Below are 23,930 nucleotides of genomic sequence, written 5' to 3'. Positions count from 1 at the left end.
GCAGCACGTCGGTGAGCAGCCACCGGTTCCCCGTCGCCGGGATGCCGTTCAGCGCCATGTACGCCGTCATGACGTTGCCCGCGCCGGCGTCGATCGCGGCCTGGAACGGCGGCAGCACGACGTTCCACAGATCGGCGTCGCCGAGCGACACCTCGTCGTAGTCGCGGCCGCCGAGCGCGAACCCGTAGCCGGCGAAGTGCTTCGGCCCGGCGACGATCCGCTCGGGCGTGCCGATCGCCTCGCCCTGGAAGCCGCGCACCTGCGCGGCGGCGACCGCGGCGCCGAGGAACGGGTCCTCCCCCGCGCCCTCGACGATGCGGCCCCAGCGCGGATCCCTGGCGACGTCGACCATCGGGGCGAACGCCCAGTGGATGCCGACCGCGCGCGCCTCCCGCGCCGCGACCGCCTGACCGGCCTCGATCGTCGCGGGATCCCACGACGCCGCCATCGCGATCGGCACGGGGAGGATCGTGCGGAGCCCGTGGATCACGTCGAAGCCGAACAGGGCGGGGATGCCGTGGCGGCTGCCCTCGACCGCCAGCCGCTGCAGGCGGTTCGTCTGCGCGGGATCGGTGACGAACAGCAGCGAGCCCACGCCGCCGCGCGCGAGCGCCGCCTCCACCGCCTTCGGCTGGGCCGTCACGTCCAACCCGAGCGCCGGGTCGTCCGCCGCGCCCGGCGGCAGGGAGAAGTAGAAGAACTGGGTGAGCTGGCCGGCCTTCTCCTCCGGCGTCATGTCGGCCAGCAGCCGGTCGATCCGAGCCGTGTTCGCCGCTTCGTCGAGGGTCATGGAGCGCTCCGTCCGTCGGTCGGGAGCGTAGCCGTGGCACCCCGCGACGGCCCGGCCAGCGATCCGGCAGCGGCGAACGCCGCGAGCAGGAAGACCACCAGCAGCCAGAACGACGGCAGCAGGCCCACCCCGTCGGCCAGGATGCCCACCGCGGGCGGTCCCGCGAGGTTCGCGAAGTAGCCGATGGACGCGACGACGCTCACGCGGGCTGCCGGGTCCGGCCCGCCGCCCTCCGCGGCCGCGGACATGCCGAGCGGGAAGCCCATCGAGACCCCGACCGACCAGAGCAGCACCCCGAGCAGCACGAGCCACGGGCTGCCGCCGAGGATGAAGAGCAGCAGCCCGACGACGCCGATCGCGGTCGTGATGCGCACGGCGAGCACCCGGCCGATGCGGTCGATCGCCGGGCCGGCGGCGATGCGGGTGGTCGCCTCCCCGAGCGCGAACGCGGTGAAGAACAGGGCGGCGACGGCCGCGGACTGCCCGTGCTCGCGCTGCACCCCGAGCGTCAGCCAGTTGTTCGCGGACCCCTCGCCCAGCTCGACCCCGAGCATCACGAGGCCGATGAGCAGGAGGCGCACATCGAGCCAGCCGCGCAGCCAGGACCGGATCGCGGCCGCCGGCGGCCGCGGCGGCGCGTCGTCGACGGGCGCCGGGTGATCGGGCAGGGCCCGGAGCACCAGCAGCGCCGCGATCGCGATCAGCGCCGCCTCCCCGGCGAACTGCGTCGCCGGCGTGATCGCGAGCGCCGCGCAGGCCGCGCCGATGCCCGATCCGACGGCCACGCCGACCGACCAGGCCGCGTGCATCAGCGGCATCAGCGTCCGGGCCGCCGCCCGTTCGACGGCCGAGCCCTCCACGTTCAGCAGCACGTCCATGAGACCGATGCCGAAGCCGGCGATCGCGAACGCGACGGCCAGCAGCGGCACGGCCCGCAGCGCGATGCCGGCCGCGAGCACGGCCATCGCGACGGCGACGACGAGGATCGCGCCGCTGATGCCGCGGCGCGGCCCGACGCGGTGCGCGACGGGGGTGGCGGCGAGGAGCCCGCCGATGGAGCCGACGGTCACGAACGCGAGCACCGTGCCGATCTCCCCCGTCGACGCGTCCAGCTCGGCGGTGATCGCCGGCAGCCGGGTGCCCCAGGCGGAGATCGTGATGCCGCCGATGCCGAACCCCGCGATGATCGCGTTCCGCCACCGGGCCAGCCGGTGCCGGTCGAGCGTCGTCGGTCCGGTCATCCCCACCCCTCGTCACGCGCCGCTCGCGCGCCCGGTCGACCCTACGGTCGCCGGGCGACACCGCTCGTCAGCGCTGGGACAGCGGCGAGATCACCAGCTCGTCGATGCGCACGTGCGGCGGGGCGTCGAGCACGTGCAGCACGCTGCGGGCGACGTCGTCGGGGGTCAGCATGACGGCGCGGGCCGCCGCGTCGGGCACCTCGGGGCGCCGGGCGAGGAACTCGGTGTCGACGTCGCCCGGGCACAGGTGCGTGGCCCGCACGCCGTGCTCCCCCTCCTGGACGTTCAGCGTGCGGCACACCTGCGCGAGCGCGGCCTTCGCGGCGCTGTACGCGACGCCGGCGGTCGGGTTGAACGCCCACGCGGAGTAGGAGGAGACCACCACGACGGTCCCGCCGCGCTGCCGCAGCGCCGGCAGCGCGGCGTCGGCGGTGCGGAGCACGCCGAGCAGGTTCACGTCGACGATGGCCGCCGCGTCCGCGATGGACTGGTCGTCCCAACGCCGGCGCGGCGCGTTCAGGCCGGCCGCGAGCACCACCTCGTCCAGCCGCCCGAAGCGGTCGACGATCGTCGCGGCCGCGCTGGACGCCCAGGCCGTGTCGGTCGCGTCGCCCGGCAGCACGAGCGCGGCGCCGCCCGCCTCCTCGACGCCGGTCGCGACCTCCCGCAGCCGGTCGGCGCGCCGTCCGCTGACGACGACGGTCCGGCCCGTCGCGCCAGCGGCGAGCGCCACCGCGCGGCCCATGCCGCTGCCCCCGCCGACCACCCAGAGCACGTGCCCGTCGATGCCGCCCATGCGCCTCCCGTCTCCGACCGGAGAGTATGGCTGCTCCACGCGAGGAGGCGGACATGGAGCTGGACCTGCACGACCGGGTGATCGTGATCACCGGAGGCGCCAGGGGCATCGGGCGGGGCGTCGCCGACCGGATGGTGGCGGAGGGGGCCCGCGTCGCCGTGCTCGACCTCGCGTTCCCGGACGGCGAGCCCGACGACCGCGCGTCGATCCGCTGCGACGTCGGCGATCCCGGCTCGGTGGCAGACGCGATCGCCGCGGTCGTCGCGCGGTTGGGCACGATCGACGTGCTGGTGAACAACGCCGGCATCAACGTGGAGGGGCTGGTCGAGGACCTCGATCCCGCGCGCTTCAAGGCGTGCCTCGACATCAACGTCGGCGGCGTGTTCCTCGCCTCCCAGGCCGTGATCCCGGTGATGAAGGCGGCGGGGCGCGGGCGGATCATCAACGCCGCGTCGTTCGCCGCGATCGTGCCGAGCGTGGCCAGCGCGGCCTACGCCGCCTCCAAGGCCGCGGTCGTGCAGTTCACCCGCGTGCTCGCGAGCGAGCTGGGCCCGTGGGGCATCACGGTCAACGCCTACGCGCCGGGCATGGTGCCGACCGCGATCAACGGCTTCGCGGAGATGACGCCCGCGGCGCAGGACCGGCTGCTCGACACGCTGTCCCTGCGCCGCTGGCAGACGCCGGACGACGTGGCCGACGTGATCATGTTCCTCGCCAGCGACGCGGCCGGGTACATCACCGGCGCGCTGATCGACGTGAGCGGCGGGAAGCTCGCCACCCAGATCCCGGCGAAGGCGTACGAGGCGGCGGGCCTCGATCGCCAGGCCCCGGCCGGAGCACGGAAGCAGGAGTCCCGGAGCACCTGAGCAGGAGCTCCGGAGCGCTTCAGCAGGAAGGAACACGTTCAGCAGGAAGCATCAGGACGTTTCTTCCTGCTCATGCGAGTCCTTCCTGCTGAAGCGCTCGGTCCTCCCTGCTGACGTGCTCGAACGGCGGGGCGCTGAGCTCAGCCGCGGTACGGCTGCGGCAGCAGCCCGTGCGCGTCCGTGTCGACCGCGAAGATCGAGCCCGCGGTCGGGTGCGCCGCGACGTCCCGGTCGCCGTACCCCTCCCGGGACGTGGTGATGAACAGGGTTCGCAGGTCCTCGCCGCCGAAGCAGCAGCTGGACACCTGCGGCGCCGCGACCTCCACGCGGGCGAGCAGCTCGCCGGTCGGCGCGTACCGGTGCACCGCGCCCGCGCCCCAGACCGCCACCCACAGCGTGCCCTCGCGGTCGATGCACATCCCGTCCGGCGAGCCGACGTCGGGATCGATGCGCACGACCTCCACCGGGTCCACGAGGTCGCCGGAGGGGCTGAACGCGAACCGCCGCACCGTCTGCTCGGGGGTGTCGGTGAAGAAGAACGAGCGGTCGTCGGCGCTCCAGGCGAGGCCGTTCGAGATCGTCAGCCCGGACAGCATCTCCTCGGCGACCCCGTCGCGCAGCCGGTAGAGGGCGGCGACGCCCCGCTGCTTGCCGAACGCGATCGATCCGGCCCAGAAGGCGCCGTCCGCGTCGCACTTGCCGTCGTTCATCCGCCGCGCGATCCCGTCGTCCGGCAGCACGTCGGCGACGGGTGCGAGCGCGCCGTCGCGGCCGAGCAGCGCGAAGCCGTCGTTCGCCGCGACCGCCCAGCCGCCCCCGGCTGCGGGCACGATCGCGCCGATCGGCCCGCCGACCTCCGCGACCACCTCCGGCGCGGCGCTGCCGCCCGGCACCGCGCGCAGCACCCGGCCCCAGTACTGGTCGACCCACAGCAGCGCACCGTCCTCGGCCGACCAGAGCGGCCCCTCCGCGTGCTCGGAGGGGGTGTCGACGACGACCTCGGCCACGAGCTGCTGCACCATCGGCCCATCCTCCCCGCTGCCGCGTGGCCGTCAGCGGGGAGCCGGCTGCGGAGCGCGCACCGCTCCACCTCCCGCAGCGGGTGGCGCGGTACGCGCCGCGGGGATCAGCGAGCGGCGGCGAACGCCCGGTCGAGGTCGGCGACCAGGTCGGCGGCGTCCTCGAGGCCGACCGACAGACGGATCAGGCCGGGGCCGATCCCCGCGGCGGCGCGCTGCGCCTCCGACTGGCCCGAGTTCGTCGTCGAGGCGGGGTGGATCACGAGGCTGCGCACGTCGCCGACGTTCGCGAGGTGGCTGAACAGCCGGACCGAGTCCACGAAGCGGCGGCCGGCGTCGAGGCCGCCCGCGATGTCGAAGGACACGATCGCGCCGGCGCCCCTCGGCAGCAGCCGCTTCGCCACCGCGGCCGTGGGCGAGCCCGTCGCGGTCGGGTAGTGCACCCGCTCCACCTGCGCATGCCCCTCCAGGTATGCGACGAGCGCCTCCGCGTTCGCGACGTGCTGCCGCATCCGCAGGCTCAGCGTCTCGAGGCCCTGGATCAGCAGGAAGCTGTTGAACGGCGAGGGGGCCGGGCCGTAGTCGCGCAGCACGGTGCTGCGCAGCCGGCGGCTGTATGCCTGCCGCAGGGGCGAGAACCGCTCCCAGTACCCGCCCGAGCCGTGCCCGACGTCCGGGGTGTGGAAGCCGGGCCAGCGCTCGGGACGCGTGCCGAAGTCGAACGTGGCGCCGTCGACCACGACGCCGCCGATGACGGTGCCGTGGCCGGAGAGGAACTTCGTCGTCGAGTGCACGACGACGTCGGCGCCGTGCTGGAGCGGGCGGAGGAGGTAGGGCGTCGCGAGCGTGCTGTCCACGACGAGCGGCACCTCCGCCTCCTCGTGCGCGACGGCCGCGATCGCCTCGAGGTCGGCGACGGCGCCGGTGGGGTTGCCGATGCTCTCCACGAAGAACGCGCGGGTGCTGGGCCGGACGGCCGCGCGCCAGCCGTCGAGGTCCGCGACGGGGACGTTCGTGATCGCGATGCCGATCTCGGCGAACCGCTGGCCGAGCAGGTTGCTCGTGCCGCCGTAGATCTCACCGGCGACGACGATGTGGTCGCCGCTGCGCAGCAGGTTGAGCAGCGCCATCGCGGTCGCGGACTGGCCGCTCGCGGTCGCCACCGCGGCGACGCCGCCCTCGAGCCGGGCGATGCGCCGCTCGGCGACGGCGGTCGTCGGGTTGGACATGCGGGTGTAGCCGAACCCCTCCAGGTCCTCGAGGAGGAAGGAGGCGGCGGCCTGCTCCGCGCTGTCGTAGACGAAGCTGGAGGTGGCGAAGATCGGCGTCGCGCGGGCCCTGGTGCCCGCGTCGGGTGCGGCGCCGGCATGGATCTGCGCGGTGTCGAAGCCCCAGTCGTCGTCGCTGCTCACCGACCGGACCGTAGTCGCGCGCCCGCTCGGCCGCCGGAGGCGACGTAACACGGCGTCAGGTGCGCTCCGCGCAGTACCCCGCCCCCGCGCGGTAGCCCGCCCCGCGCGGCACCCGCACCCTCGTGCGGCAGCCCGACCCCGTCGCGCGGTAGTCCCACCTCGTCGCGCGGTACGTGCGCCGTCGCGCGGTAGGCCTACCTACCGCGCGGAGGTGCGGACTACCGCGCGAGGGCCGCCCCGACCGAAGGCGACGCCGGATGGGCGCAGGCGGAGCGGGCGCAGTCCGGGCGGGCGCAGTCCGGGCGGGAGGCGGGAGGATCGCGGCATGGACCTGAGGCGGATCGTCAACCTCCTGAACCTGTCGACGCCGCTCGGGGTGCTCATCGCGAAGGCCGGCGGCGCGCGGCTGCGCGGCGGCCCGCACGGGCTGCTGCTCGCCGAGGGGTTCCGGTTCCTCCCCGGTCTCGCCGGCGCGATGACGATCGGGAACGTCGTGCTCACCCGCGGCCGGTTCACCGACCTGGTCGGTGCGCTGCCGCGGGTGCTCGAGCACGAGTCGCGGCACGCCTCCCAGTGGCTGCGGTTCGGGGGCTTGCCGTTCCTGCTCGCGTACCTGATGGGCGGCGCCTGGTCCCTGCTGCGCACCGGCGACCGCGCCGCGGGCAACCCCTTCGAGCGCGCGGCCGGCCTCGCCGACGGCGGGTACCACGAGGTCCCCGTCCGACCCTTCCTGCGCCGCCGCTGACTCCTCGAACCGCCGGACGTTCGCGCTCGCGACCGTCCGTCCGGGCCGCATCTGTCACTCCGAACCCCCGTAGGCCACGCCGTTCCGGTGAACGCAGACACCCTGGTGCGATTCGGCTTCCACTGTCGGTGGCCCGTACTCGAATACGGGTATGAACCGGAGTGCGGCGACCTTGGTCGAGCAGGTGGGCGACTACTCCCACCTCTTCGATCGGATGTCGGTCGGTGCCCGGTTCGACGACGCCTGCTCGGAGGGCTCGATCCGGCTCGCGACGGACCCGGAGGTGCTGCGGGCGTCGACGGCTGCGAGTCGCGCACGGCGGCTGCTCGAGGTCGAGCAGGTCCGCCTCGCAGGCGAGATCGCGGCGCGCAGCGACCGGTTCCTCGCCGCCCCGCTCGCGACGCGGATGGGCGCCTCCGGTCCGTCGGACCTCGTGGCGGAGGTCACCGGGCTGCCGCGGGAGATCGCCGGGACGATGGTCCGGCTGGCTGAGGCGATCCGGCCCGGGCAACCGCTCACCGGCGAGCCGCTCCCCGCCGAGCGCCCGCATGTCGCGGAGGCGTTCGGGGCGGGCCTCATGGACCTCACGGTCGCCGCGGCGCTGGTGCGCACGATGCGGAAGGTCGCACCCGCGCTCAGCCGCGACGAGGCCCTGCAGCTGGAGCGGCAGCTGGTCGAGCGGACGCAGGAGGGCTCCACCGCCGACCAGCTGCTGGCCCACTTCCGACAGGTCCCCGATCACGCGGATCCGGAGGGGATCGGGCGCCGCTTCGACGACCAGGTCGCGAAGGCGTCGGTCACGAAGCGGAAGCACGACGACGGCATCACCCGGTGGATCCTCGACCTCGACGCGCTGACCAGCGGGTTCTTCGAGACCGCCCTGAACGCCAACACGTCGATCAGACGATTCGCGCTCGAGATCGGCGACGACCGCGGGCACGTGGGCGACGACGACCGCCGCCCCCTCGCCCAGCGCCGGGTCGAAGGGATCGCGCGGATCGCCAAGCGGGCGATCAAGGACGACGACGGGCAGGTCGCCGGCACCGCCGTGACGCTCCTCGTCACCATGTCCGACGACGCCCTCGAGACCGGGCTCGGCGCGGCCGCGCTGATCGGGTGCGGGGACAGCATCCCGGCCTCCGTCGCCCGCTCCCTCGCCGCGCACGCGGAGATCATCCCCGTCGTCTTGTCCGGGTCCTCGCAGGCGCTGGACCTCGGCACCGGCCGCCGGTTCTTCAGCGAAGCCCAGCGCCGCGCCATGGCCCTCCGCGACCGGGGCTGCGCCGGACCCTGCTGCGACAGCCCCCTCGCCTGGTGCGACGCCGCCCACATCCGCCCCGCGGGCTACGGACCCACCTCCGTCGCGAACGGGATCCTGCTCTGCTGGCGCTGCCACCAGCTGCTCGACCGACACGGTTGGCAGGTCACCCGTGAGAAAGGCCGATGGTTGGGCCCACGCCCGCCGGCTCCGGCGCGACGCGAAGCGGCGTGACGGCCGTGCGGGTGGGGAGGGGTGCCACCACCCTGGATCGAGCCCACCAGGAGACGGCGACCCGGCGGCCCCGTCCCGGTGGTCGGCGACACGGACTGACGACGGTCAGCGGGTCCGCCAGGTGAGGTCGCAGAGCACGGCCAGGTGATCCGACGGGTGGAGCCCATCGACCGGGTCGCCGGCGAGTCTCGCTCCCGACACCTCGACATCGACGCCTGGCCGGCCTGGTCGGTACAGCACGTGGTCGATCCGCTGGTCGATCAGCTCCACCGCCTCCAGCGGGGCGTGCGGATGGGCCGACCGCAGCGTGACCGCGGCGGGGTCGCCGCCACCCAGGTCCCAGGTCTCGAGCAGCACGTCCGTCAGCGGCCGGAGGAAGGGACTGCCCGCCGGCGCGTTCAGATCGCCCAGGACCACCACCGGTGCCGGTCCGTCCAGCGACGGATCGGTCGCGAGGTCGGCGACGAACCGCGACTGCGTCATCCGGTCGTCGCCGTAGGCCGGCTCCCACTCGAGGCAGGTCGCGACGACGTGGAGCGGGCCGCTCGGGTGATCGAGCGTCGCGACCAGCGTGACGGGCGCCTCGTGCCGGTGGCGCGACGGCATGGCGGCGACCCGCTTCGCGCTGACGGGCCACCGGCTGACCAGCGCGATCCCGAGGTCGACCCCCACCTGATCCGGGTGCTCGGGCACGTCCGGCAGGGGCGGGAGCGACGGCCCGGCGAACACGGCGTGGAAGCCCAGCGCGTCGGCGATCGCACCGGCCTGCGTCTCACCCGCGGTGGCCCAGCTCTCCTCGAGCGCGATCACGTCCGCGCCCGCGTCCCGGATCGTGTCGAGGATCAGCGGCTGCCGCGCCATCGCGTCCGGGCCGAACCGCCACCACACGTTCCAGGTCATCAGCCGCGCGGAGGAGGTCATCGCGGCGGAGGAGGTCATCGCGGCAGCGTGCGCCTCCACGATCCGAGGAGCCCGGACGGATCAGGCGGGCACCTCGCGCTCCTCGGGGCCCACGTACTCGGACAGGGGGCGGATCAGCGCGTTGGACGCGAGCTGCTCCATCACGTGCGCCGTCCAGCCGGTGACCCGGGAGGCGACGAAGAGCGGCGTGAACTGCTCGGTGTCGAAGCCGAGCAGGCGGTAGGCGGGCCCGCTGGGGTAGTCGAGGTTCGGCTTGATGCCCTTCGTGGCGTCCATCGCCGCGGCGAGCCGGTCGTACAGCCGGGCCAGGTCGTCCTCGCCGTGCTCGGCGACGAGGCGCCGCATGGCCGCCTCCATCGTCGGCACGCGGGAGTCGCCGTGCTTGTACACCCGGTGCCCGAAGCCCATGACCTTCCGCTTCGCGGCCAGCGCCTCCGCCAGCCACGCCTCCGCCCGGTCGGGCGAGCCGATCTCGTCGAACGCGATCATCACGGCCTCGTTCGCGCCGCCGTGCAGCGGCCCCTTCAGCGCGCCGATCGCGGCGGTGACCGCGGAGTGCAGGTCGGCGAGGGTGGAGGCGACCACGCGCGCCGTGAAGGTGGAGGCGTTGAACGAGTGCTCGGCGTACAGGACCATCGAGATCCGGAACACGTCCGCGGCGGTCTCCGTCGGCTCCTCGCCGAACGTCATCCAGAGGAAGTTCCGCGAGTAGTCGAGGTCCGCGCGCGGCTCGATCGCGTCCAGGCCGCGTCGACGACGCTGGTCGTAGGCGACGATCGCCGGGATCGCCGCGAGCAGGCGCTCGCCCTTCGCGAGGTTCGCCTCCGGCGTCATGTCCTGGGCCTGGCCGTCGAGCGCGCCGAGCAGGCTCACCGCGGTGCGGACGACGTCCATCGGATGCGCGGTCGTCGGCGTCACGTCGATGAGGCCCTTGACGCGGGGGTCGAGGGCGCGGCCCGCGCGCTCCCGCGCCTCGAACGCCGCCAGCTCGCCCTCGGTCGGCAGCTCGCCGTGCCACAGCAGCCACGCGACCTGCTCGAAGGAGCACCGCTCGGCGAGCTGCTGCACCGGGTAGCCGCGGTAGAGCAGCGAGTTGGTGTCGGGGTTGACCTTCGAGATCGCCGTGGTGTCGACGACGACCCCGGCGAGTCCCTTCCTGATGTCGGTCATGCGCTACTCGCTCCTGTTGTTCCGCAGATCGAAGGACGCCACGCCCTCGTCGAACGACGAGTACGCGGCGTAGTCGACCAGCTCGTACAGCCGCGTACGGGTCTGCATGGTCGGCACCTGCCCCTGCAGCGAGCCGGCGGCGGCGAGCTCGTCGAGGCCGCGCTCGATCGCGCCCATCGCGATCCGGAGCAGGGAGACCGGGAAGATCACCACGTCGACGCCGACGTCCCGCAGCTGCTCGACCGTGAACAGCTCGGACTTCCCGAACTCGGTCATGTTCGCGAGGATCGGCACGTCGACGGCGGCGCGCATCGCCGCGAACTCCTCGAGCGAGGCCATCGCCTCCGGGAACACCGCGTCGGCGCCGGCGTCGACGAGCGCCTTCGCCCGGTCGACCGCGGCGGCCATGCCGTCGACGCCGCGCACGTCGGTGCGGGCCATGATCACGAGGCCGGGATCGCGGCGGCCCTGCACCGCGGCGCGGATGCGCTGCAGCGCCGTGCGCTCGTCGACGACCTCCTTGCCGTCGAGGTGGCCGCACCGCTTCGGGTTGACCTGGTCCTCGATGTGCAGCGCGGCGACGCCCGCGTCCTCCAGCATCTGCACCGTCCTGGCGACGTTCATCGGCTCGCCGAACCCGGTGTCCGCGTCGACGAGCACCGGCAGGTCGGTCGCGGAGGCGACCTGCGCCGCCCGCGTCGCGACCTCGGTCAGGGTCGTGAGGCCGATGTCGGGCAGGCCGAGCTCGTTCGCCATGACCGCGCCGGAGAGGTAGACGCCCTCGAACCCCTTCTCCTGGATCAGGCGGGTGGACAGCGGGGTGAACGCGCCCGGCATCCGGACGACGCCGTCGGCGGCGAGCAGCGCCCGGAAGCGCTGCCGCTTCTCGGTCGCCGGGACGGTGGAGGAGAGCATCAGAACAGCCCCTTCGGTGCGGCCGGCAGCCCGGAGGCGGTGATCGTCAGGCCGCCGAGCTCGTCCGGCCGCAGGGTCGGCAGCCGCTCGGCGACGTCGAGGAACCGCTCGATCTCGTCGACGGCCAGCACCGGCGCGGCGAGGGAGCGGAACTTGCCCACGTAGTCGGCACGGGCGAACGGCCGGGCGCCCAGCGGGTGGGCGTCCGCGACGGCGATCTCCGCGGTGACGGTCCGGCCGTCCGCCAGCTCGATCACGGCGCGGCCGCCGAACGCCTGCTCGGCCGGGTCGGTCGAGTGGTACCGGCGGGTCCACTCCGGGTCCTCGGCCGTCTCGACCGATCGCCACAGCGCGACGGTGGAGGGGCGGTGCGCCCGCTCGGGTGCGTAGGAGGCGACGTGGTCCCACGCGCCGTCCTCGAGCGCGACGGCGAAGATGTACGGGATCGAGTGGTCGAGCGTCTCGCGGCTCGCGTCGGGGTCGTACTTCTGCGGGTCGTTCGCCCCTGACCCGATCACGGCGTGGGTGTGGTGCGAGGTGTGCAGCACGACGCGGCGGATCGCGCCCGGCTCCAGCAGCTCCGGATGCTCCGTCCGCAGCCGCCGAGCGAGGTCGATCCACGCCTGCGCCTGGTACTCCGCGGAGTGCTCCTTCGTGAAGCTCGCGAGGATCGCGCGCTTCGCCTCCCCCGGGCCAGGCAGCGCCACGTCGTACGCGGCGGCCGGCCCGTCGAGCAGCTGCGCGATCACGCCGTCCTCCCCCTCCCAGATCGGCGCGGGGCTCGTCTGCCCGCGCATCGCGCGGTCGACCGCCTCGATCGCGGCCTTCCCGGCGAACGCGGGCGCGGAGGCCTTCCAGGTCGAGATCTCGCCCTTCCGCGACTGCCGCGTCGCGGTCGTCGTGTGCAGCGCCTGCCCGATCGCCTGGTAGGTGATCTCGGGCGGGAGGCGGAGGAGCGTGCCGATGCCGGCCGCGGCGCTCGGCCCGAGGTGCGCGACGTGGTCGATCTTGTGCCGGTGCAGGCTGATCGCGCGGGCGAGGTCGATCTGCACCTCGTAGCCCGTGACGATCCCCGCGAGCAGCGCCGCCCCGTCCGCGCCGGTGTGCTGGGCGACGGCCAGGATCGGCGGGATGTTGTCGCCGGGATGCGAGTACTCGGCGGCCAGGAACGTGTCGTGGAAGTCGAGCTCCCGCACCGCGGTGCCGTTCGCCCACGCCGCCCACTCCGGCGAGAAGCGGCCGGGCACCCCGAACACGGTCGCGCCCGGCGCGGCGGGATGCGCCTCCGCCTGCCCCCTGGCCGCGACGACCGGGGCGCGCGTGAGCGACGCGACGGCGACTGCGGCGTTGTCGATGACCCGGTTCACGACCATCTCGGCGACGTCGTCGTCGATCGGCACAGGGTCGGCGGCGACCTGCGCGATCGCCCACGCGAGGTGCTCCTCACGAGGGAAGACCTCGTCGCTGCGGTGCGGTCGCACGGAACGGGTCCTCATGCTGAGACAGTAACCACCGCTTCCCTGCGCATCGGTGCGCGCCCGGGCGAGCGGCGCTAGCCTCGACCCGTGGCGGGACGGCATGTGCGGCACGAGGCTCCTGAGCCCGGCGACGAGGTGGTCGTGGAGTTCGTCGACGCCCCCGTGCCGGACACCAGGGAGATGATGGTCATCCCCTCGGCGGGCCTGCCGCTGCGACTCAACCGCGACGGCGTGGAGTACGCGCTGACGGAGGGGCACCAGGGCGACCCCGTGCGCTACGACTACTCGAGCGCCGCGGCGGAGGAGCTCGCTCCCCCACGCCGCCGCCGCCGCTTCCGTCCCGAGTAGCGGCCCGCGCTCAGGCCGAGCGGACCACCGGTGCGCGCGTGAGCACGGCGGCGTTCCGCGGTGTCGCGCCCGGGAACGCCACCGCCCGCGCGACGAGCCACAGGTCCGCCTCGTCGACCTCGGCGCCGGAGGCGCTGATCGCCGCGCTGAGCAGCAGGTAGGTCAGCTCGATCTGCTCGTTGCCCCAGGTGCGCAGCACGACGTCGTCGACGACCACGCCGTAGCGGTCGGTGATGTGCTCGTCGACCGAGCGGATCAGGCCGCGCTCGATCCCCGCCTCGTCGTCGACCACGGGCGCCAGCGTACGTCCTGCGGTCGCCCTTCCGCCCGCCCCCGTTCACCGTCCGTCCGCGTGTCGGTCACCGGCGCGACCGCCTCCGACCGCCGCGTCGCCCACGCCTCCGGAGCCGCCCCTTCGAACGCTCCGGCGCGGGCGATGCGGCGCAGCCTGGCCCAGCCGAACCAGAGGCGGACGTGCAGCGTCCACGACCGCTGCAGCACGCCGCCGGGCACGACGAGGGCCCCGCCCTCGCGCAGCGCGGTGCGCTCGTCGGCGGCCGGGGCGGCCAGCACCGCGGCCAGGTCGCGGTGCCGCGCAGCGACCTCGACCCGACGGCCGGCGAGCAGCGACCGCGCCTCGGTCAGGAGGCCCGCCCGCAGCACCCTGCCTCGCGCGGCGACCGGCTCGTGCAGCAGCGCGAGCAGGATCCGGTCCCTGGCGGTCGGCCCGGCCGCCCGGGACGCGTCGACGCGATCGGTCGCGTCGACGGCGCGGAAGCCGGCGGCGTCGGCGCGCAGCACCAGGTCGGCGAGCGCCGCGCGGGTCAGCCCGGCGTGCGCGAGGCCGACGGCCCTGACCGCGTCGAGGGGCAGCAGCGCGGCGACGCACGAGGCGGGATCGCCGTCCCGCCGCCAGGCGATCACGTCGACGGCGTCGTCCGCGGCGAGCCGCTCGGCGGCGGCCCGGACCGCTGCGGGCCCGATGTCCACACCGGCGTCGACGAGCAGGACCGCGTGCGCGTCCGGGTCGGCGAGCGCCGACGTCAACGCGGCGGCGACGCGGTCGGCCGTGCCGATCCCCTTCGCCACGACGACGCGGCGCTGCGCGTCCGTCCGGGGACGGGTCAGGACGTCCGGCGAGGTCGGCATGGTCCGCGAGAACCTAGACCGCCCAGCGGTCCGGGAGGTGGCCGGCCGGGAACGGGAGGGTGAACGCATCAGCCCTGCACCGCTCGGAGCGCCCGGCGCAGCGCACCGGCCGCGACCCGCCGCGGCGTGAAGCGGCGGGCGACCACCGCCCGATCCGCGAGCACGGCGTCGGTCGCCCGCCGACCGGCGGAGAAGGACGAGTCCCACAGCTCCTGGTGCATGCGGGGCGCCTCCCCCGCCGCGACGGCGAGCAGCCGCCGGGCGAACCGCTCGGCGGGAGCGGGACCCTCGGCCGCCGGGAAGACGTCGGCGAGCCAGGCCGGGTCGGCGGTGCCGATCCGGTCGGCGTCGATGTCGTCGAACCGGCGCAGCAGGCCGGACGGCAGCAGGCGCGGGTTGAGCGCGGCGTCCCCCACCCAGTCGGCGACGAAGGCGACGCGGGTGCCGGCCGCGATCGCCTCGAGCGCGGCGGTCGACGAGACGGTGAGCAGCAGGTCGCTGCGCGGGATCAGGGTGTCGATCGGGGCGTGCTCGATCACGAGGTTCGGCGGCAGCGTCCTGGTCGCCGCCCAGGCGACCGGCGAGTGCTCCATGCGGTGGAAGGTCTCCTCCCCGGGGCGGTGCCGCGGGCGGAGGAGGACCTCGCGGTCGGGGTGCAGGCGCGCGTAGGCGAGCAGCCGGTCCCAGAGGTACGCGCGGTCGGCGACCCGGCGCGGCACGGTGGGCTGGTCCGCGAGCAGGACCGTGCGGATCGGCCCGTCCCGCATCGGCAGCGTCGCGGCCGGCAGCAGCGCGAGCCCGGCCAGCAGCAGGTTCCCGTCCGGCAGGCCGAGGCCCCTCGCGGCGGCCGCGAACTCGGCGAGGTCGGCGCGGGAGTTGACGGCCAGCACGTCGGCGAGCGAGCGGGACAGGTAGCCGCCGATCACGTCGTAGAGCACCATCCCGACGTAGCCGGCGCCGACGACCGGCATGCGGGGCCCGGCGGCCTCGTGCACCTCGCGGATGAAGCGCTCGACGAGCGGGCCCTCGAACACCGGGACGACCACGTCGCTGCCGGCGGCCGCGCGCACGATGTCGTCCCAGGGCTCGTAGCGGACCGGCCTGCCGGTCGCCGCGACGACCTGGTCGGCACCGAGCCGGTGCGGGGACACCGTCGTCGGGATCCGGATGTCCGGCTCGCCGCCGGCGCGCGCGACCGCCTCCGCGACCCGGCCCGCGTACTTGAGCCCCGAGTCGAAGTTCGCCACCAGCAGCACCTGCATGCGCGTCCTCCTCTGCTCCGCGGGCCGGAACGATAGGGGAAGCCGGTTACCCGCTGTGGTTACCATCCGCGGCCGTGCTCCCTCCTCCGGCCCCGCAGCAGACGCAGATCCTCCGCCGCCTGCTGCTGCCGCGTGCCGGCGGACGGCTGCCGCGGACGGTCGCCGTGGTCGGCAACGCCCCGCTCGGCCCGTCCGCCGGCCGGGCCGCGGCGATCGACGCGGCGGACCTCGTCGTGCGGATGACGACCTTCGCGGTGGACCGGCACGAGCCCGCGATCGGCACCAGGACGGACGTCGTGGTGCTGCACCGGGCGGTACGACCGGGCCCGGACACGTTCCGTGACCACGCCGACCGGCTGTACCTGCTGGCGGAACCGGGCCGGGCGTTCTGGGAGTCGGAGCCGCTGCCGCCGTGGTGGCCCGCCGATCTGGAGCTGATCCCGATCTCGAACCGCGAGTTCACCTCCCGGACACGCAGCGCGATGCGGCTCGGGCGTGTCGCGGTCGCCTGGCCCACCACGGGGACACTCGCCGTTCACCTGATGCACCGACTGTTCCCGCATGCACGCATCCTGCTCGCCGGCTCGAGCCTGCTCCCGGGCGTCCCGGCGGCTCGGGGGCCTGCTGCCGGGCTCGACCACCACTGGGGCGGTCCGGTGACGCTGACCCCCGAGCACCGCCTGGACCGGGAAGGAAGGGCGCTCGCGTCCTGGCAGCGCGCCGGCTGGCTGGAGCCGCTGGCGTGAACCCGCTCCGTCGACTCGCCCCGGTGTGGCAGGTGCAGCGCCGCCGCCACCCGCGCGCCGCCGCCCGGCTCGAGGCCGCCGCCATCGCCGTGCGCGGCGCCCTGCCCGAGGAGGTGCGCGCCCTGCGCACGCGGGTCGCCGAGCTGGAGCGCGACCACCTCCTGCTCGCCGCGCACGTCGCGACGCTGACCGAGCAGCTCGATGCCGCAACCCGGCTCGGGCCCGTCGACACGGACGCGGAGGCCGCGCGGCAGCGGTCCCGGCTCGCGGCGATCGCCTTCTACGAGGAGCGGATCGGCCGGCTCGAGCAGCAGGTCGGGCGCGGCAGGCGCGCGCGGAGCGCACCGGACCGCGTGGCGGGTCGGCGAACGTCCGGTGAACGGGCGGAGGCGGCGTCGTGAGCGGGTTCTCCGCCGCCGAGGCGGTCGCCGTCATCCCCGCCCGCGGCGGCTCGAAGGGCGTGCCGGGCAAGAACGTCGCGCCGGTCGGCGGGGTCCCGCTGGTGGCACGCGCCGTCGCCGCCGCCCGCGCCGCGGGCATCGCGGACGTGCGCGTCAGCACCGACGACGACGCGATCGCCGCGGCCGCCCTCGCGGCGGGCGCGGCCGTGATCGACCGTCCAGGGGACCTCGCCGGCGACGCCGCGACCAGCGAGTCGGCGCTGCTGCACGCCCTCGACGTGCTGGGCGCGGAGGGGGTCGAACCGACGGTGCTCGCCTTCCTCCAGGCGACGAGCCCGTTCATCGAACCGGCGCCGCTCGCCCGAGCGGTGCGCCGCGTGCTGCACGACGAGGCCGACAGCGTGCTGTCCGCCTTCGAGACCTACGCCTTCCTCTGGCGCGCGGACGGCTCCGCGGTGAACCACGATGCGTCCCTCCGGCCACGACGGCAGGACCGCGAGCCGCACTTCCAGGAGACCGGCGCGTTCTACGTGCTCCGCGCCTCCGGGTTCCGCGAGGCCGGGTTCCGCTTCTTCGGCCGCACGGCGATCGAGCGGGTCGGCGCGGACCGGGCGGTGGAGATCGACGACGCCCACGAGCTCGAGCTCGCTCGCGTGCTCGCGACCGTGCTGGACGATCAGCCGGTGGCGCTGCCGGTCGACGCGCTCGTCACCGACTTCGACGGCGTGCACACCGACGACGCCGCCACCGTGCGCGAGGACGGCGTCGAGTCGGTGCGGGTGAGCCGCTCGGACGGCCTGGGCGTCGAGCGCCTCCTGGCCGCGGGCGTGCGGATGCTGATCCTGTCGAAGGAGCGGAACGGCGTCGTCGGCGCGCGGGCCGCGAAGCTGCGGATCCCGGTGCTGCAGGCCGTCGACGACAAGGCGACGGCGCTCGGCGCCTGGCTCGCCGAGCAGGGCGTGGACCCGGAGCGGTGCGCCTACGTCGGCAACGACGTCAACGATCTCAGCGCCATGGCGCTCGTCGGCTGGCCGGTCGCGGTCGCCGACGCGCACCCGGCGGTGCAGCGCGCGGCACGAGTGGTGCTGCGGAAGCGGGGCGGCCAGGGCGCCGTCCGCGAGGCGGCGGAGCTCGTGCTCGCCGCGACGGACGAGAGGAGCAGGACGTGAGCGACGTGCGGATCGGCCGGTACACGGTCGGCGAGGGGAACCCGGTCTACGTGATCGGGGAGATCGGGCTCAACCACAACGGCGACGTCGAGATCGCCAAGAAGCTGATCGACGTGGCGGCGCTCGCCGGCGCGCAGGCGGTGAAGTTCCAGAAGCGCACCCCGGCGATCTCGACGCCGGAGCACATGAAGTCGGTCCCGCGCGAGACGCCCTGGGGCACGATGACCTACCTCGAGTACCGCTACAGGGTGGAGTTCGAGAAGGACCAGTACGCGGAGGTCGGCGAGTACGCCGACGGCAAGGGCCTCGACTGGTTCGCGTCCCCGTGGGACGAGCCCTCCGTCGACTTCCTCGAGGACCTGGACACGGTCGCGTACAAGGTCGCGTCGGCGTCGGTGACCGACATCGGGCTGCTGCAGCGGATGCGCGACACGGGGAAGCCCGTGATCCTGTCGACCGGCATGTCGACGCTGGAGCAGATCGACCGCGCGGTCGAGGTGCTGGGTACCGAGCGGCTGGTGATGCTGCACGCGACGAGCACCTACCCGCTGCCTCCCGAGGAGGCGAACCTGCTGATGATCCCGGCTCTCAAGGCGCGCTACGGCGTCCCGGTCGGGTACTCCGGCCACGAGCCCGGGCTGCAGATCTCGCTCGCGGCGGTCGCCATGGGCGCCGTGGCGGTGGAGCGGCACATCACGCTCGACCGCGCGATGTGGGGCAGCGACCATGCCGCCTCGCTGGAGCCGCACGGCCTGATGAGCCTCGTGCGCGACATCCGCATCATCGGCACCGCGATGGGCGACGGGGTCAAGCGCGTCTTCCCGGGCGAGCTCGCCCCGCTCTCGAAGCTGCGCCGCGTCGACGCCTGACCCCTTTCCATTCTGAAGGAACTTCTGCGATGTCAGCGCAGAAGTTCCTTCAGAACGGATCCGTCAGGCGCGGACCGGCAGCTGCTGCAGGGTCCAGCCGTTGCCGTCGGGATCGCGGAAGGTGACGAAGCGGCCCCAGGCCTGCTCGTCCACGCCGTCCGCGTCGACGCCCGCCTCGCGCAGCTCCGCGAGGGCGGCGTCCGCGTCGTCGATCACGACCTGGATCGCCCGCAGCGAGCCCGGCGCCATCGTCGAGAGGCCCGGCCCGAACGCGATCGAGCACGCGGACCGCGGCGGGGTGATCTGCACGAACCGCAGCTCGGGGCTCACCACCTGGTCGAAGTCGACGTGCCAGCCGAGCCTGCCCTCGTAGAACGCCCTCGACCGGTCCGCGTCCGCCACCGGGACGATGATCAGCTGGATCTCCGCTCGCTCCATCGCGCCTCCTCCGCTCAGGATCGAGCATCCTCCGTCCGGGTCACGGATGGAACTGGGGGACGATCACCCAGAGGCCGAACAGCACCGCGGCGACGCACACCGCGAAGCAGGCGTACGCGCCCACGCGGGCGACGGCGCTCGTGGCGCCGGCCGTCTCCAGCAGGCGCACGCCGCCGGAGTAGCAGGTGGTCAGCAGCACGGTCGCCAGCAGGACGACGCCCGCCACGACGAGGAGTGCGGTCCAGTCGATCATCAGGCGCTCGCTTCCTGCAGCTTCGGCGCCGCCTCCGGCGCTCCCTCGTTGACGTTGTGGTGGTCGACCGGCGACTTCTTCGCCAGCCAGTAGATGAAGCCGATGGCGGCGGCCGCGACGACCGCGACGATGATCAGCCCGGCGGCGCTGCCGATCGCGATCCACGCCGCGAGTGCACCGACCGCGGCGGCGGCCGGCAGGGTCAGCACCCAGCCGATGCCGATCCTCCCGGCGACGCCCCAGTGCACCTCCGACAGCCGCTTGCCGAGCCCCACGCCGACGATCGAGCCGGACACGACCTGCGTGGTCGACAGCGGGAAGCCGAGGTGGGAGGAGGCGAGGATCGTGGCGGCGGAGGCGGACTCCGCCGCGAAGCCCTGCGGCGACTCGACCGGGGTGATCCGCACGCCGACCGTGCGCATGATCCGCCACCCGCCGATCGCGGTGCCGAGCCCGATCGCGAGCCCGCAGCTGAGGATGACCCAGAACTGCGGACCGGTGCCGCCCGACTGCAGATTCGCCGCGACGAGGGTCAACGTGATGACGCCCATCGTCTTCTGCGCGTCGGACGTGCCGTGGGCCAGGGCGACGAGGGAGGCGGACACCGTCTGCGCCACGCGGAACGCGGGCTTCGCGTGCGGCACGGTCGCCTGCTTCGTCATCCGGTAGACGATCACGGTGCCGATCAGCGCCGCGACGCCGGCCACCAGCGGCGCGAGCAGCGCGGGCAGCAGGATCTTCGAGACGACGCTCCCCCAGTCGACCGCGCCGACGCCGGCGCCGAGGATCGCTGCACCGATCAGGCCGCCGAACAACGCGTGGGACGAGCTGGACGGCAGGCCCAAGTACCACGTGACGAAGTTCCAGAGGATCGCGCCGATCAGGCCGGCGAAGATCAGCGCGGGGGTGATCAGCTCCTTCCCGCTCGAGTCGGTCCGGATGATCCCGGAGGAGATGGTCTGCGCCACCTCGGTGGAGAGGAACGCGCCGACCAGGTTCAGCACGCCCGCGATGATCACGGCAGTCCTGGGCTTCAGCGCGCCGGTCGCGACCGAGGTCGCCATGGCGTTCGCGGTGTCGTGGAACCCGTTCGTGAAGTCGAACACGAGCGCGAACACGACGACCAGCACGACGGTGATCAGCAGGGAGGCGTCCACGGAGGGCGACGGTAGGTGCGCCCGGTGAACAGCGGGAGGCGCGCTGCTGCGAGTCGGCCGTGCGCGGCGGCGCTGGGAGGATGTCCCGCATGGACCCCCGCTGGCGTGCGCTCGTCGCGTTCGCCGTCGACCTCGCGCTCGTCGGGGTCTTCGTGGTGATCGGCAGGGCGAGCCACCGCGAGGACCAGGCGGACTTCGTGGTCACCTTCTGGCCGTTCGCCGCCGGGCTGGTCGCCGGATGGTGCGCCGCGCGCGGGTGGCGGGCGCCGTTCGCCGCCGCCCGCACCGGGATCCCCGCCTGGCTCTGCACCGTCGTGATCGGCATGGTGCTGCGCGCCCTCACGGATCAGGGCGTGCAGCCCGCGTTCGTGGGCGTCGCCTCCATCGTGGTCGGCGCCTTCCTGCTCGGCTGGCGGGTGCTGCTGATCGCGCTGGACCGCTCCGCGTCGCGCGGCCGCGACACCCCTGGCCCGATCGCCTACTTCCTCCGCCGCAAGTAGGCACATCGCTCACGCTCCGTTCCGCCGGCACCGCGATCGAGCGGCACGAAGCGTGAGCACAGCGGTCGGTCAGGGCGCGATGAGGGCCAGGCCCCACGACGCGGACCAGCGCTCGCCCGGCGCGAGGTGCAGCAGGTCGGTGCCGGAGTTGAAGGCGTCGGCCGGGCAGGTCATCGGCTCGATCGCGACCGCGCCGATGTGACCGTCGTCGGTGTCGTAGACCTCGGTGGTGAACACCTGTGCCCAGGCGAACACCGGTTCGGCGGCGAGCTCGACGGCTCGGCCGTCCGGCGCGGTGAGCCGGTGCCGCACCCGCCCGTCGACCGTCGCGAGGCCGGTGTAGGCGGTGTCGAGATCGGTGCCCGCGAGCGACCGCCCGCCACGCAGGTCCTGCGGCGTGCCGGCCACCCCGACCTCGCGCACCGGCAGGCTGCGCTCGTCGGTCTCCAGCATCCGGTCGCCGGACACCGTGACGACCAGGTCGCGCATCGCGGCGTCCCCGACGCGGAGGTAGGGGTGGCAGCCGACGCCGAACGGCGCCGTGCCGGCTCCCGCGTTCCGCACCTCGTGCGTGATCTCGATCCCGGTCGCCGTCAGCGCGTACCGCACCGTCGTCTCGAGGTGGAACGGGTAGCCGTGCTGCGGGAACACCGTCGCGGCCAGGGTGATGGCCGACTCGCTGCGATCCACGGCCCGGTAGCCGGTGTTCCGCAGCAGGCCGTGGCTCGCGTTGCCCTTGGCCGGCTCGGTGACGTCCAGCTGCTGCGCCGCCCCGTCGAGCGCCCACCGCCCGTCGCGCACGCGGTTCGGCCACGGCGCGAGCACGATGCCCGAGGCGCCGGACGGCAGCGCGTCGGCGCCGTAGTCCTGCACCAGGTCCGTCCCGCCGACCTGCACGCGGCGCAGGCTCGCCGCCAGCTCGGCGACGACCGCCGTGACCGCTCCTCCCTCCGCGTCGAGGCGGAGGACGTGCTGCTCACCGGTCGCGGGGGTCACCCTGCGACCCTAGGACGGGCGTCCGGCACGCCGCCCGATACCGTGGGCGGCATGACCGCGCGCCTCATCGACGGATCCGCCCTCGCGGCCACCACGCTCGAGCGCATCGCGGAGGAGGTCCGCGCCGGCGTCGACGCCGGGCTGCGCCCGCCCTGCATCGCGACGGTGCTCGTCGGCGGCGACCCGGCGTCGCACACCTACGTGCGGATGAAGGTGCGGCGGGCGCAGGCGGCCGGGCTCGCGACGCGGCGGGTCGACCTGCCCTCGACCACCACGACGAAGCGGCTGCTGACGACGATCGAGGCGCTCTCCTCCGATCCGGAGATCGACGGCATCCTGCTGCAGCACCCGGTGCCGCCGCAGGTCGACGAGCGCGCCGCGTTCGAGGCGATCGCCGCGGACAAGGACGTCGACGGCGTCACCTTCGCCTCCTACGCGCGGATGGCGGAGGACGCCGGCGGGTACGCCTCCGCGACGCCGGGCGGCATCCTGCGGCTGCTCGCCGAGTACGACGTCGCGCTGCCCGGCATCGAGGCCGTCGTCGTCGGGCAGGGCCCGATCCTCGGCCGGCCGCTGTCGGCGCTGCTCACCGCGCACGGCGCGACCGTCACGGCGTGCCACGTGCTGACGAAGGACCTGCGCGCCCACGTCGAGCGCGCCGAGCTGCTCGTCGCGGCCGTGGGCCTGCCCGGCCTGATCCCGGGCGAGTGGATCCGGCCGGGGGCCGTCGTGATCGACGCCGGGTACAAGGACGGCCGCGGCGACGTCGACTTCGAGGGCGCGAAGGAGCGGGCGTCGCTGATCACGCCGGTGCCGGGCGGCGTCGGCCCGATGACGATCGCGACGCTGCTCGATCAGACCGTGCAGGCCTGGCGCACCCACGTGTCCTGAGGCTGATCCTCGCGGTCCGCTGCTCGGCTGACCCTCGCGGTTCCGCAACTCCGCTGCGACACGCGGTGCGCGGCGGTCGAGACGCGGTGCGTCGCCCGAGAAGGGCGGAACGGCGAGCTCCACCGGCGAGGAGCTGTGGTGCCCCGAGAGCCTTGAACGACGGAGGGTCACCTGCCTCGGCGCAGCACGCCGGCCTGCAGACGCCGCTTCGTCGGTTCCCGCAGCATCCGTCGGCTCCGGCAGCAGGATGGGCCGAGCGGTGCTGCCGGAGCCGACCGCTCGCGGTTCCGCAGTTCTTCCGCGACACGCCGCCTGCGAGCGTCTGCGCACGGCGTGTCACGCGAGAACTGCGGATCCGCGAGAACTGCAAGCCCGGAAGTCCGCGAGCCCGCAGGCCGGACGGGGCTACCAGCCCTCGAGGCCGCTGTAGAGCGGGAAGCGGGAGGCGAGGCGCTCGACCTCGGCGCGCAGCCCGGGGATGTCGGCGCCCGGCGTCAGCACCCGGGCGATGATGTCGCCGACCTCGCGGAACTCCTCCTCGCCGAAGCCGCGGGTGGCGAGCGCGGGCGTCCCGATCCGGACGCCGGAGGTGCGCATCGGCGGCCGCGGGTCGAACGGCACCGCGTTGCGGTTCACCGTGATGCCCGCCGCGTGCAGCAGGTCCTCCGCCTCGCGGCCGTCGATCGGCGACTCGCGCAGGTCCGCCAGCACCAGGTGCACGTCGGTGCCGCCCGTCAGCACGTCGACGCCGGCCTCGCGGGCGTCCGGCGCGGTGAGGCGCTCGGCGAGCAGGCGCGCGCCGGCGAGCGTGCGGCGCTGCCGGTCCTTGAACTCCTCCGACCCGGCGATCTTGAACGCGGTCGCCTTCGCGGCGATCACGTGCATGAGCGGCCCGCCCTGCTGGCC

At 74.4% G+C, this 23,930-nt stretch carries 26 protein-coding genes and 1 pseudogene; 10 read left to right on the top strand and 17 right to left on the bottom strand.

Annotation, left to right across the window (positions count from 1 at the left end):
- The 3 genes from ACFE60_RS08000 to ACFE60_RS07990 all read right to left on the bottom strand — a co-directional run.
- On the bottom strand, positions 1-790 hold a 790-nt coding region (locus ACFE60_RS08000), incomplete at its 3' end, for a glycoside hydrolase family 3 protein (RefSeq protein WP_375388326.1).
- A complete protein-coding gene (locus tag ACFE60_RS07995; protein WP_375388325.1) occupies positions 787-2,031 on the bottom strand; it encodes an MFS transporter in 1,245 nt (414 codons plus the stop codon). The genes ACFE60_RS07995 and ACFE60_RS08000, both read right to left, overlap by 4 nt.
- 67 nt (positions 2,032-2,098) lie before the next feature.
- Positions 2,099-2,827, bottom strand: coding sequence for an SDR family oxidoreductase (locus tag ACFE60_RS07990; RefSeq protein ID WP_375388324.1), 729 nt, complete (start codon positions 2,825-2,827; stop codon positions 2,099-2,101).
- 53 nt (positions 2,828-2,880) lie between these two features.
- Here ACFE60_RS07990 and ACFE60_RS07985 point away from each other — a divergent pair, with 53 nt between their 5' ends.
- On the top strand, positions 2,881-3,693 hold the full coding sequence (locus tag ACFE60_RS07985) for an SDR family NAD(P)-dependent oxidoreductase (protein WP_375388323.1): 813 nt from the start codon (positions 2,881-2,883) through the stop codon (positions 3,691-3,693).
- A gap of 140 nt (positions 3,694-3,833) precedes the next feature.
- Here ACFE60_RS07985 and ACFE60_RS07980 read toward each other — a convergent pair whose 3' ends face one another.
- Together ACFE60_RS07980 and ACFE60_RS07975 are read right to left on the bottom strand one after the other, a co-directional pair.
- Positions 3,834-4,715: an SMP-30/gluconolactonase/LRE family protein gene (locus ACFE60_RS07980; protein WP_375388322.1), complete on the bottom strand. Its 882-nt coding sequence runs from the start codon at positions 4,713-4,715 to the stop codon at positions 3,834-3,836.
- Between the two features lie 104 nt (positions 4,716-4,819).
- The gene (locus ACFE60_RS07975) at positions 4,820-6,124 is read right to left on the bottom strand and encodes an O-acetylhomoserine aminocarboxypropyltransferase/cysteine synthase family protein (protein ID WP_375388321.1); all 1,305 of its coding nucleotides are present in this window, start codon (positions 6,122-6,124) and stop codon (positions 4,820-4,822) included.
- A gap of 325 nt (positions 6,125-6,449) precedes the next feature.
- On the opposite strand from ACFE60_RS07975, the gene ACFE60_RS07970 reads away from it, so the two are divergent.
- Both ACFE60_RS07970 and ACFE60_RS07965 read left to right on the top strand, forming a co-directional pair.
- Positions 6,450-6,869, top strand: a complete 420-nt coding sequence (locus ACFE60_RS07970) for a hypothetical protein (RefSeq protein WP_375388320.1) — start codon at positions 6,450-6,452, stop codon at positions 6,867-6,869.
- A 151-nt stretch (positions 6,870-7,020) separates the two neighbouring features.
- Positions 7,021-8,361 (top strand): DUF222 domain-containing protein, encoded by a 1,341-nt coding sequence (locus tag ACFE60_RS07965; protein ID WP_375388319.1) that lies wholly within the window; start codon positions 7,021-7,023, stop codon positions 8,359-8,361.
- 105 nt (positions 8,362-8,466) lie between these two features.
- Here the strand turns inward: ACFE60_RS07965 and ACFE60_RS07960 are convergent, their stop codons facing one another.
- From ACFE60_RS07960 to ACFE60_RS07945, 4 genes are read right to left on the bottom strand one after another with little or no spacing between them, the layout of a single operon-like run.
- Entirely contained in the window at positions 8,467-9,300 is an 834-nt protein-coding gene (locus ACFE60_RS07960) for an endonuclease/exonuclease/phosphatase family protein (RefSeq protein WP_375388318.1), read from the bottom strand.
- A gap of 42 nt (positions 9,301-9,342) precedes the next feature.
- Complete coding sequence (locus ACFE60_RS07955) at positions 9,343-10,452, bottom strand: bifunctional 2-methylcitrate synthase/citrate synthase (RefSeq protein WP_375388317.1); 1,110 nt, start codon at positions 10,450-10,452, stop codon at positions 9,343-9,345.
- 3 nt (positions 10,453-10,455) lie between these two features.
- Entirely contained in the window at positions 10,456-11,367 is a 912-nt protein-coding gene (prpB, locus tag ACFE60_RS07950) for a methylisocitrate lyase (RefSeq protein WP_375388316.1), read from the bottom strand.
- The gene (locus ACFE60_RS07945) at positions 11,367-12,863 is read right to left on the bottom strand and encodes an MmgE/PrpD family protein (protein WP_375388315.1); all 1,497 of its coding nucleotides are present in this window, start codon (positions 12,861-12,863) and stop codon (positions 11,367-11,369) included. Before ACFE60_RS07945 ends, prpB begins: the two co-directional genes overlap by 1 nt.
- 69 nt (positions 12,864-12,932) lie before the next feature.
- Between ACFE60_RS07945 and ACFE60_RS07940 the strand changes: the two genes are divergently transcribed.
- Positions 12,933-13,193: a hypothetical protein gene (locus ACFE60_RS07940; protein ID WP_375388314.1), complete on the top strand. Its 261-nt coding sequence runs from the start codon at positions 12,933-12,935 to the stop codon at positions 13,191-13,193.
- A gap of 10 nt (positions 13,194-13,203) precedes the next feature.
- Here ACFE60_RS07940 and ACFE60_RS07935 read toward each other — a convergent pair whose 3' ends face one another.
- From ACFE60_RS07935 to ACFE60_RS07925, 3 genes are all read right to left on the bottom strand, one after another.
- On the bottom strand, positions 13,204-13,485 hold the full coding sequence (locus ACFE60_RS07935) for a hypothetical protein (RefSeq protein ID WP_375388313.1): 282 nt from the start codon (positions 13,483-13,485) through the stop codon (positions 13,204-13,206).
- The gene (locus tag ACFE60_RS07930; RefSeq protein WP_375388312.1) at positions 13,449-14,342 is read right to left on the bottom strand and encodes a hypothetical protein; all 894 of its coding nucleotides are present in this window, start codon (positions 14,340-14,342) and stop codon (positions 13,449-13,451) included. Before ACFE60_RS07930 ends, ACFE60_RS07935 begins: the two co-directional genes overlap by 37 nt.
- 68 nt (positions 14,343-14,410) lie before the next feature.
- Positions 14,411-15,604: a DUF6716 putative glycosyltransferase gene (locus tag ACFE60_RS07925; RefSeq protein ID WP_375388311.1), complete on the bottom strand. Its 1,194-nt coding sequence runs from the start codon at positions 15,602-15,604 to the stop codon at positions 14,411-14,413.
- Positions 15,605-15,678: 74 nt separating this feature from the next.
- Between ACFE60_RS07925 and ACFE60_RS07920 the strand changes: the two genes are divergently transcribed.
- From ACFE60_RS07920 to ACFE60_RS07905, 4 genes are read left to right on the top strand one after another with little or no spacing between them, the layout of a single operon-like run.
- Positions 15,679-16,350 carry a hypothetical protein gene (locus ACFE60_RS07920; protein WP_375388310.1) on the top strand — a complete coding sequence of 224 codons (672 nt, stop codon included), beginning with the start codon at positions 15,679-15,681 and terminating at the stop codon, positions 16,348-16,350.
- Positions 16,347-16,751, top strand: coding sequence for a hypothetical protein (locus tag ACFE60_RS07915; RefSeq protein WP_375388309.1), 405 nt, complete (start codon positions 16,347-16,349; stop codon positions 16,749-16,751). Before ACFE60_RS07920 ends, ACFE60_RS07915 begins: the two co-directional genes overlap by 4 nt.
- The gene (locus tag ACFE60_RS07910) at positions 16,748-17,920 is read left to right on the top strand and encodes a cytidylyltransferase domain-containing protein (protein ID WP_375388308.1); all 1,173 of its coding nucleotides are present in this window, start codon (positions 16,748-16,750) and stop codon (positions 17,918-17,920) included. The genes ACFE60_RS07915 and ACFE60_RS07910 overlap by 4 nt, the downstream gene beginning before the upstream one ends.
- A complete protein-coding gene (locus ACFE60_RS07905) occupies positions 17,917-18,789 on the top strand; it encodes an N-acetylneuraminate synthase family protein (protein WP_375388307.1) in 873 nt (290 codons plus the stop codon). Before ACFE60_RS07910 ends, ACFE60_RS07905 begins: the two co-directional genes overlap by 4 nt.
- Positions 18,790-18,852: 63 nt before the next feature.
- Here the strand turns inward: ACFE60_RS07905 and ACFE60_RS07900 are convergent, their stop codons facing one another.
- The 3 genes from ACFE60_RS07900 to ACFE60_RS07890 are packed head-to-tail and all read right to left on the bottom strand — an operon-like array spanning position 18,853 to position 20,637.
- Positions 18,853-19,227, bottom strand: coding sequence for a VOC family protein (locus tag ACFE60_RS07900; protein ID WP_375388306.1), 375 nt, complete (start codon positions 19,225-19,227; stop codon positions 18,853-18,855).
- Between the two features lie 40 nt (positions 19,228-19,267).
- Positions 19,268-19,480, bottom strand: coding sequence for a hypothetical protein (locus tag ACFE60_RS07895; protein ID WP_375388305.1), 213 nt, complete (start codon positions 19,478-19,480; stop codon positions 19,268-19,270).
- Positions 19,480-20,637 (bottom strand): anion permease, encoded by a 1,158-nt coding sequence (locus ACFE60_RS07890; RefSeq protein WP_375388304.1) that lies wholly within the window; start codon positions 20,635-20,637, stop codon positions 19,480-19,482. Before ACFE60_RS07890 ends, ACFE60_RS07895 begins: the two co-directional genes overlap by 1 nt.
- 89 nt (positions 20,638-20,726) lie before the next feature.
- Between ACFE60_RS07890 and ACFE60_RS07885 the strand changes: the two genes are divergently transcribed.
- Entirely contained in the window at positions 20,727-21,137 is a 411-nt protein-coding gene (locus ACFE60_RS07885) for a DUF3054 domain-containing protein (RefSeq protein WP_375388303.1), read from the top strand.
- Between the two features lie 69 nt (positions 21,138-21,206).
- Here ACFE60_RS07885 and ACFE60_RS07880 read toward each other — a convergent pair whose 3' ends face one another.
- The gene (locus ACFE60_RS07880) at positions 21,207-22,133 is read right to left on the bottom strand and encodes an aldose 1-epimerase family protein (RefSeq protein ID WP_375388302.1); all 927 of its coding nucleotides are present in this window, start codon (positions 22,131-22,133) and stop codon (positions 21,207-21,209) included.
- A 51-nt stretch (positions 22,134-22,184) separates the two neighbouring features.
- Between ACFE60_RS07880 and ACFE60_RS07875 the strand changes: the two genes are divergently transcribed.
- The gene (locus ACFE60_RS07875) at positions 22,185-23,024 is read left to right on the top strand and encodes a bifunctional 5,10-methylenetetrahydrofolate dehydrogenase/5,10-methenyltetrahydrofolate cyclohydrolase (RefSeq protein ID WP_375388301.1); all 840 of its coding nucleotides are present in this window, start codon (positions 22,185-22,187) and stop codon (positions 23,022-23,024) included.
- A gap of 405 nt (positions 23,025-23,429) precedes the next feature.
- On the opposite strand, the pseudogene ACFE60_RS07870 reads toward ACFE60_RS07875, so the two are convergent.
- Positions 23,430-23,930 (bottom strand): annotated as a pseudogene (locus ACFE60_RS07870) (serine hydroxymethyltransferase); the annotation flags it as partial.

This window comes from uncultured Amnibacterium sp. (assembly GCF_964245895.1).
Taxonomy (GTDB): domain Bacteria; phylum Actinomycetota; class Actinomycetes; order Actinomycetales; family Microbacteriaceae; genus Amnibacterium.
This window is presented reverse-complemented; position numbering and strand designations above follow the sequence as displayed.

What these genes read in the sequence shown, in the direction of transcription:
- ACFE60_RS07995 (WP_375388325.1), bottom strand. Translation starts at nt 2,031, where the DNA reads ATGACCGGACCGACGACGCTCGACCGGCACCGGCTGGCCCGGTGGCGG.
- ACFE60_RS07990 (WP_375388324.1), bottom strand. Translation starts at nt 2,827, where the DNA reads ATGGGCGGCATCGACGGGCACGTGCTCTGGGTGGTCGGCGGGGGCAGC.
- ACFE60_RS07985 (WP_375388323.1), top strand. Translation starts at nt 2,881, where the DNA reads ATGGAGCTGGACCTGCACGACCGGGTGATCGTGATCACCGGAGGCGCC.
- ACFE60_RS07980 (WP_375388322.1), bottom strand. Translation starts at nt 4,715, where the DNA reads ATGGTGCAGCAGCTCGTGGCCGAGGTCGTCGTCGACACCCCCTCCGAG.
- ACFE60_RS07970 (WP_375388320.1), top strand. Translation starts at nt 6,450, where the DNA reads ATGGACCTGAGGCGGATCGTCAACCTCCTGAACCTGTCGACGCCGCTC.
- ACFE60_RS07965 (WP_375388319.1), top strand. Translation starts at nt 7,021, where the DNA reads ATGAACCGGAGTGCGGCGACCTTGGTCGAGCAGGTGGGCGACTACTCC.
- ACFE60_RS07960 (WP_375388318.1), bottom strand. Translation starts at nt 9,300, where the DNA reads ATGACCTCCTCCGCCGCGATGACCTCCTCCGCGCGGCTGATGACCTGG.
- ACFE60_RS07955 (WP_375388317.1), bottom strand. Translation starts at nt 10,452, where the DNA reads ATGACCGACATCAGGAAGGGACTCGCCGGGGTCGTCGTCGACACCACG.
- prpB (WP_375388316.1), bottom strand. Translation starts at nt 11,367, where the DNA reads ATGCTCTCCTCCACCGTCCCGGCGACCGAGAAGCGGCAGCGCTTCCGG.
- ACFE60_RS07945 (WP_375388315.1), bottom strand. Translation starts at nt 12,863, where the DNA reads ATGAGGACCCGTTCCGTGCGACCGCACCGCAGCGACGAGGTCTTCCCT.
- ACFE60_RS07930 (WP_375388312.1), bottom strand. Translation starts at nt 14,342, where the DNA reads ATGCCGACCTCGCCGGACGTCCTGACCCGTCCCCGGACGGACGCGCAG.
- ACFE60_RS07925 (WP_375388311.1), bottom strand. Translation starts at nt 15,604, where the DNA reads ATGCAGGTGCTGCTGGTGGCGAACTTCGACTCGGGGCTCAAGTACGCG.
- ACFE60_RS07900 (WP_375388306.1), bottom strand. Translation starts at nt 19,227, where the DNA reads ATGGAGCGAGCGGAGATCCAGCTGATCATCGTCCCGGTGGCGGACGCG.
- ACFE60_RS07895 (WP_375388305.1), bottom strand. Translation starts at nt 19,480, where the DNA reads ATGATCGACTGGACCGCACTCCTCGTCGTGGCGGGCGTCGTCCTGCTG.
- ACFE60_RS07885 (WP_375388303.1), top strand. Translation starts at nt 20,727, where the DNA reads ATGGACCCCCGCTGGCGTGCGCTCGTCGCGTTCGCCGTCGACCTCGCG.
- ACFE60_RS07875 (WP_375388301.1), top strand. Translation starts at nt 22,185, where the DNA reads ATGACCGCGCGCCTCATCGACGGATCCGCCCTCGCGGCCACCACGCTC.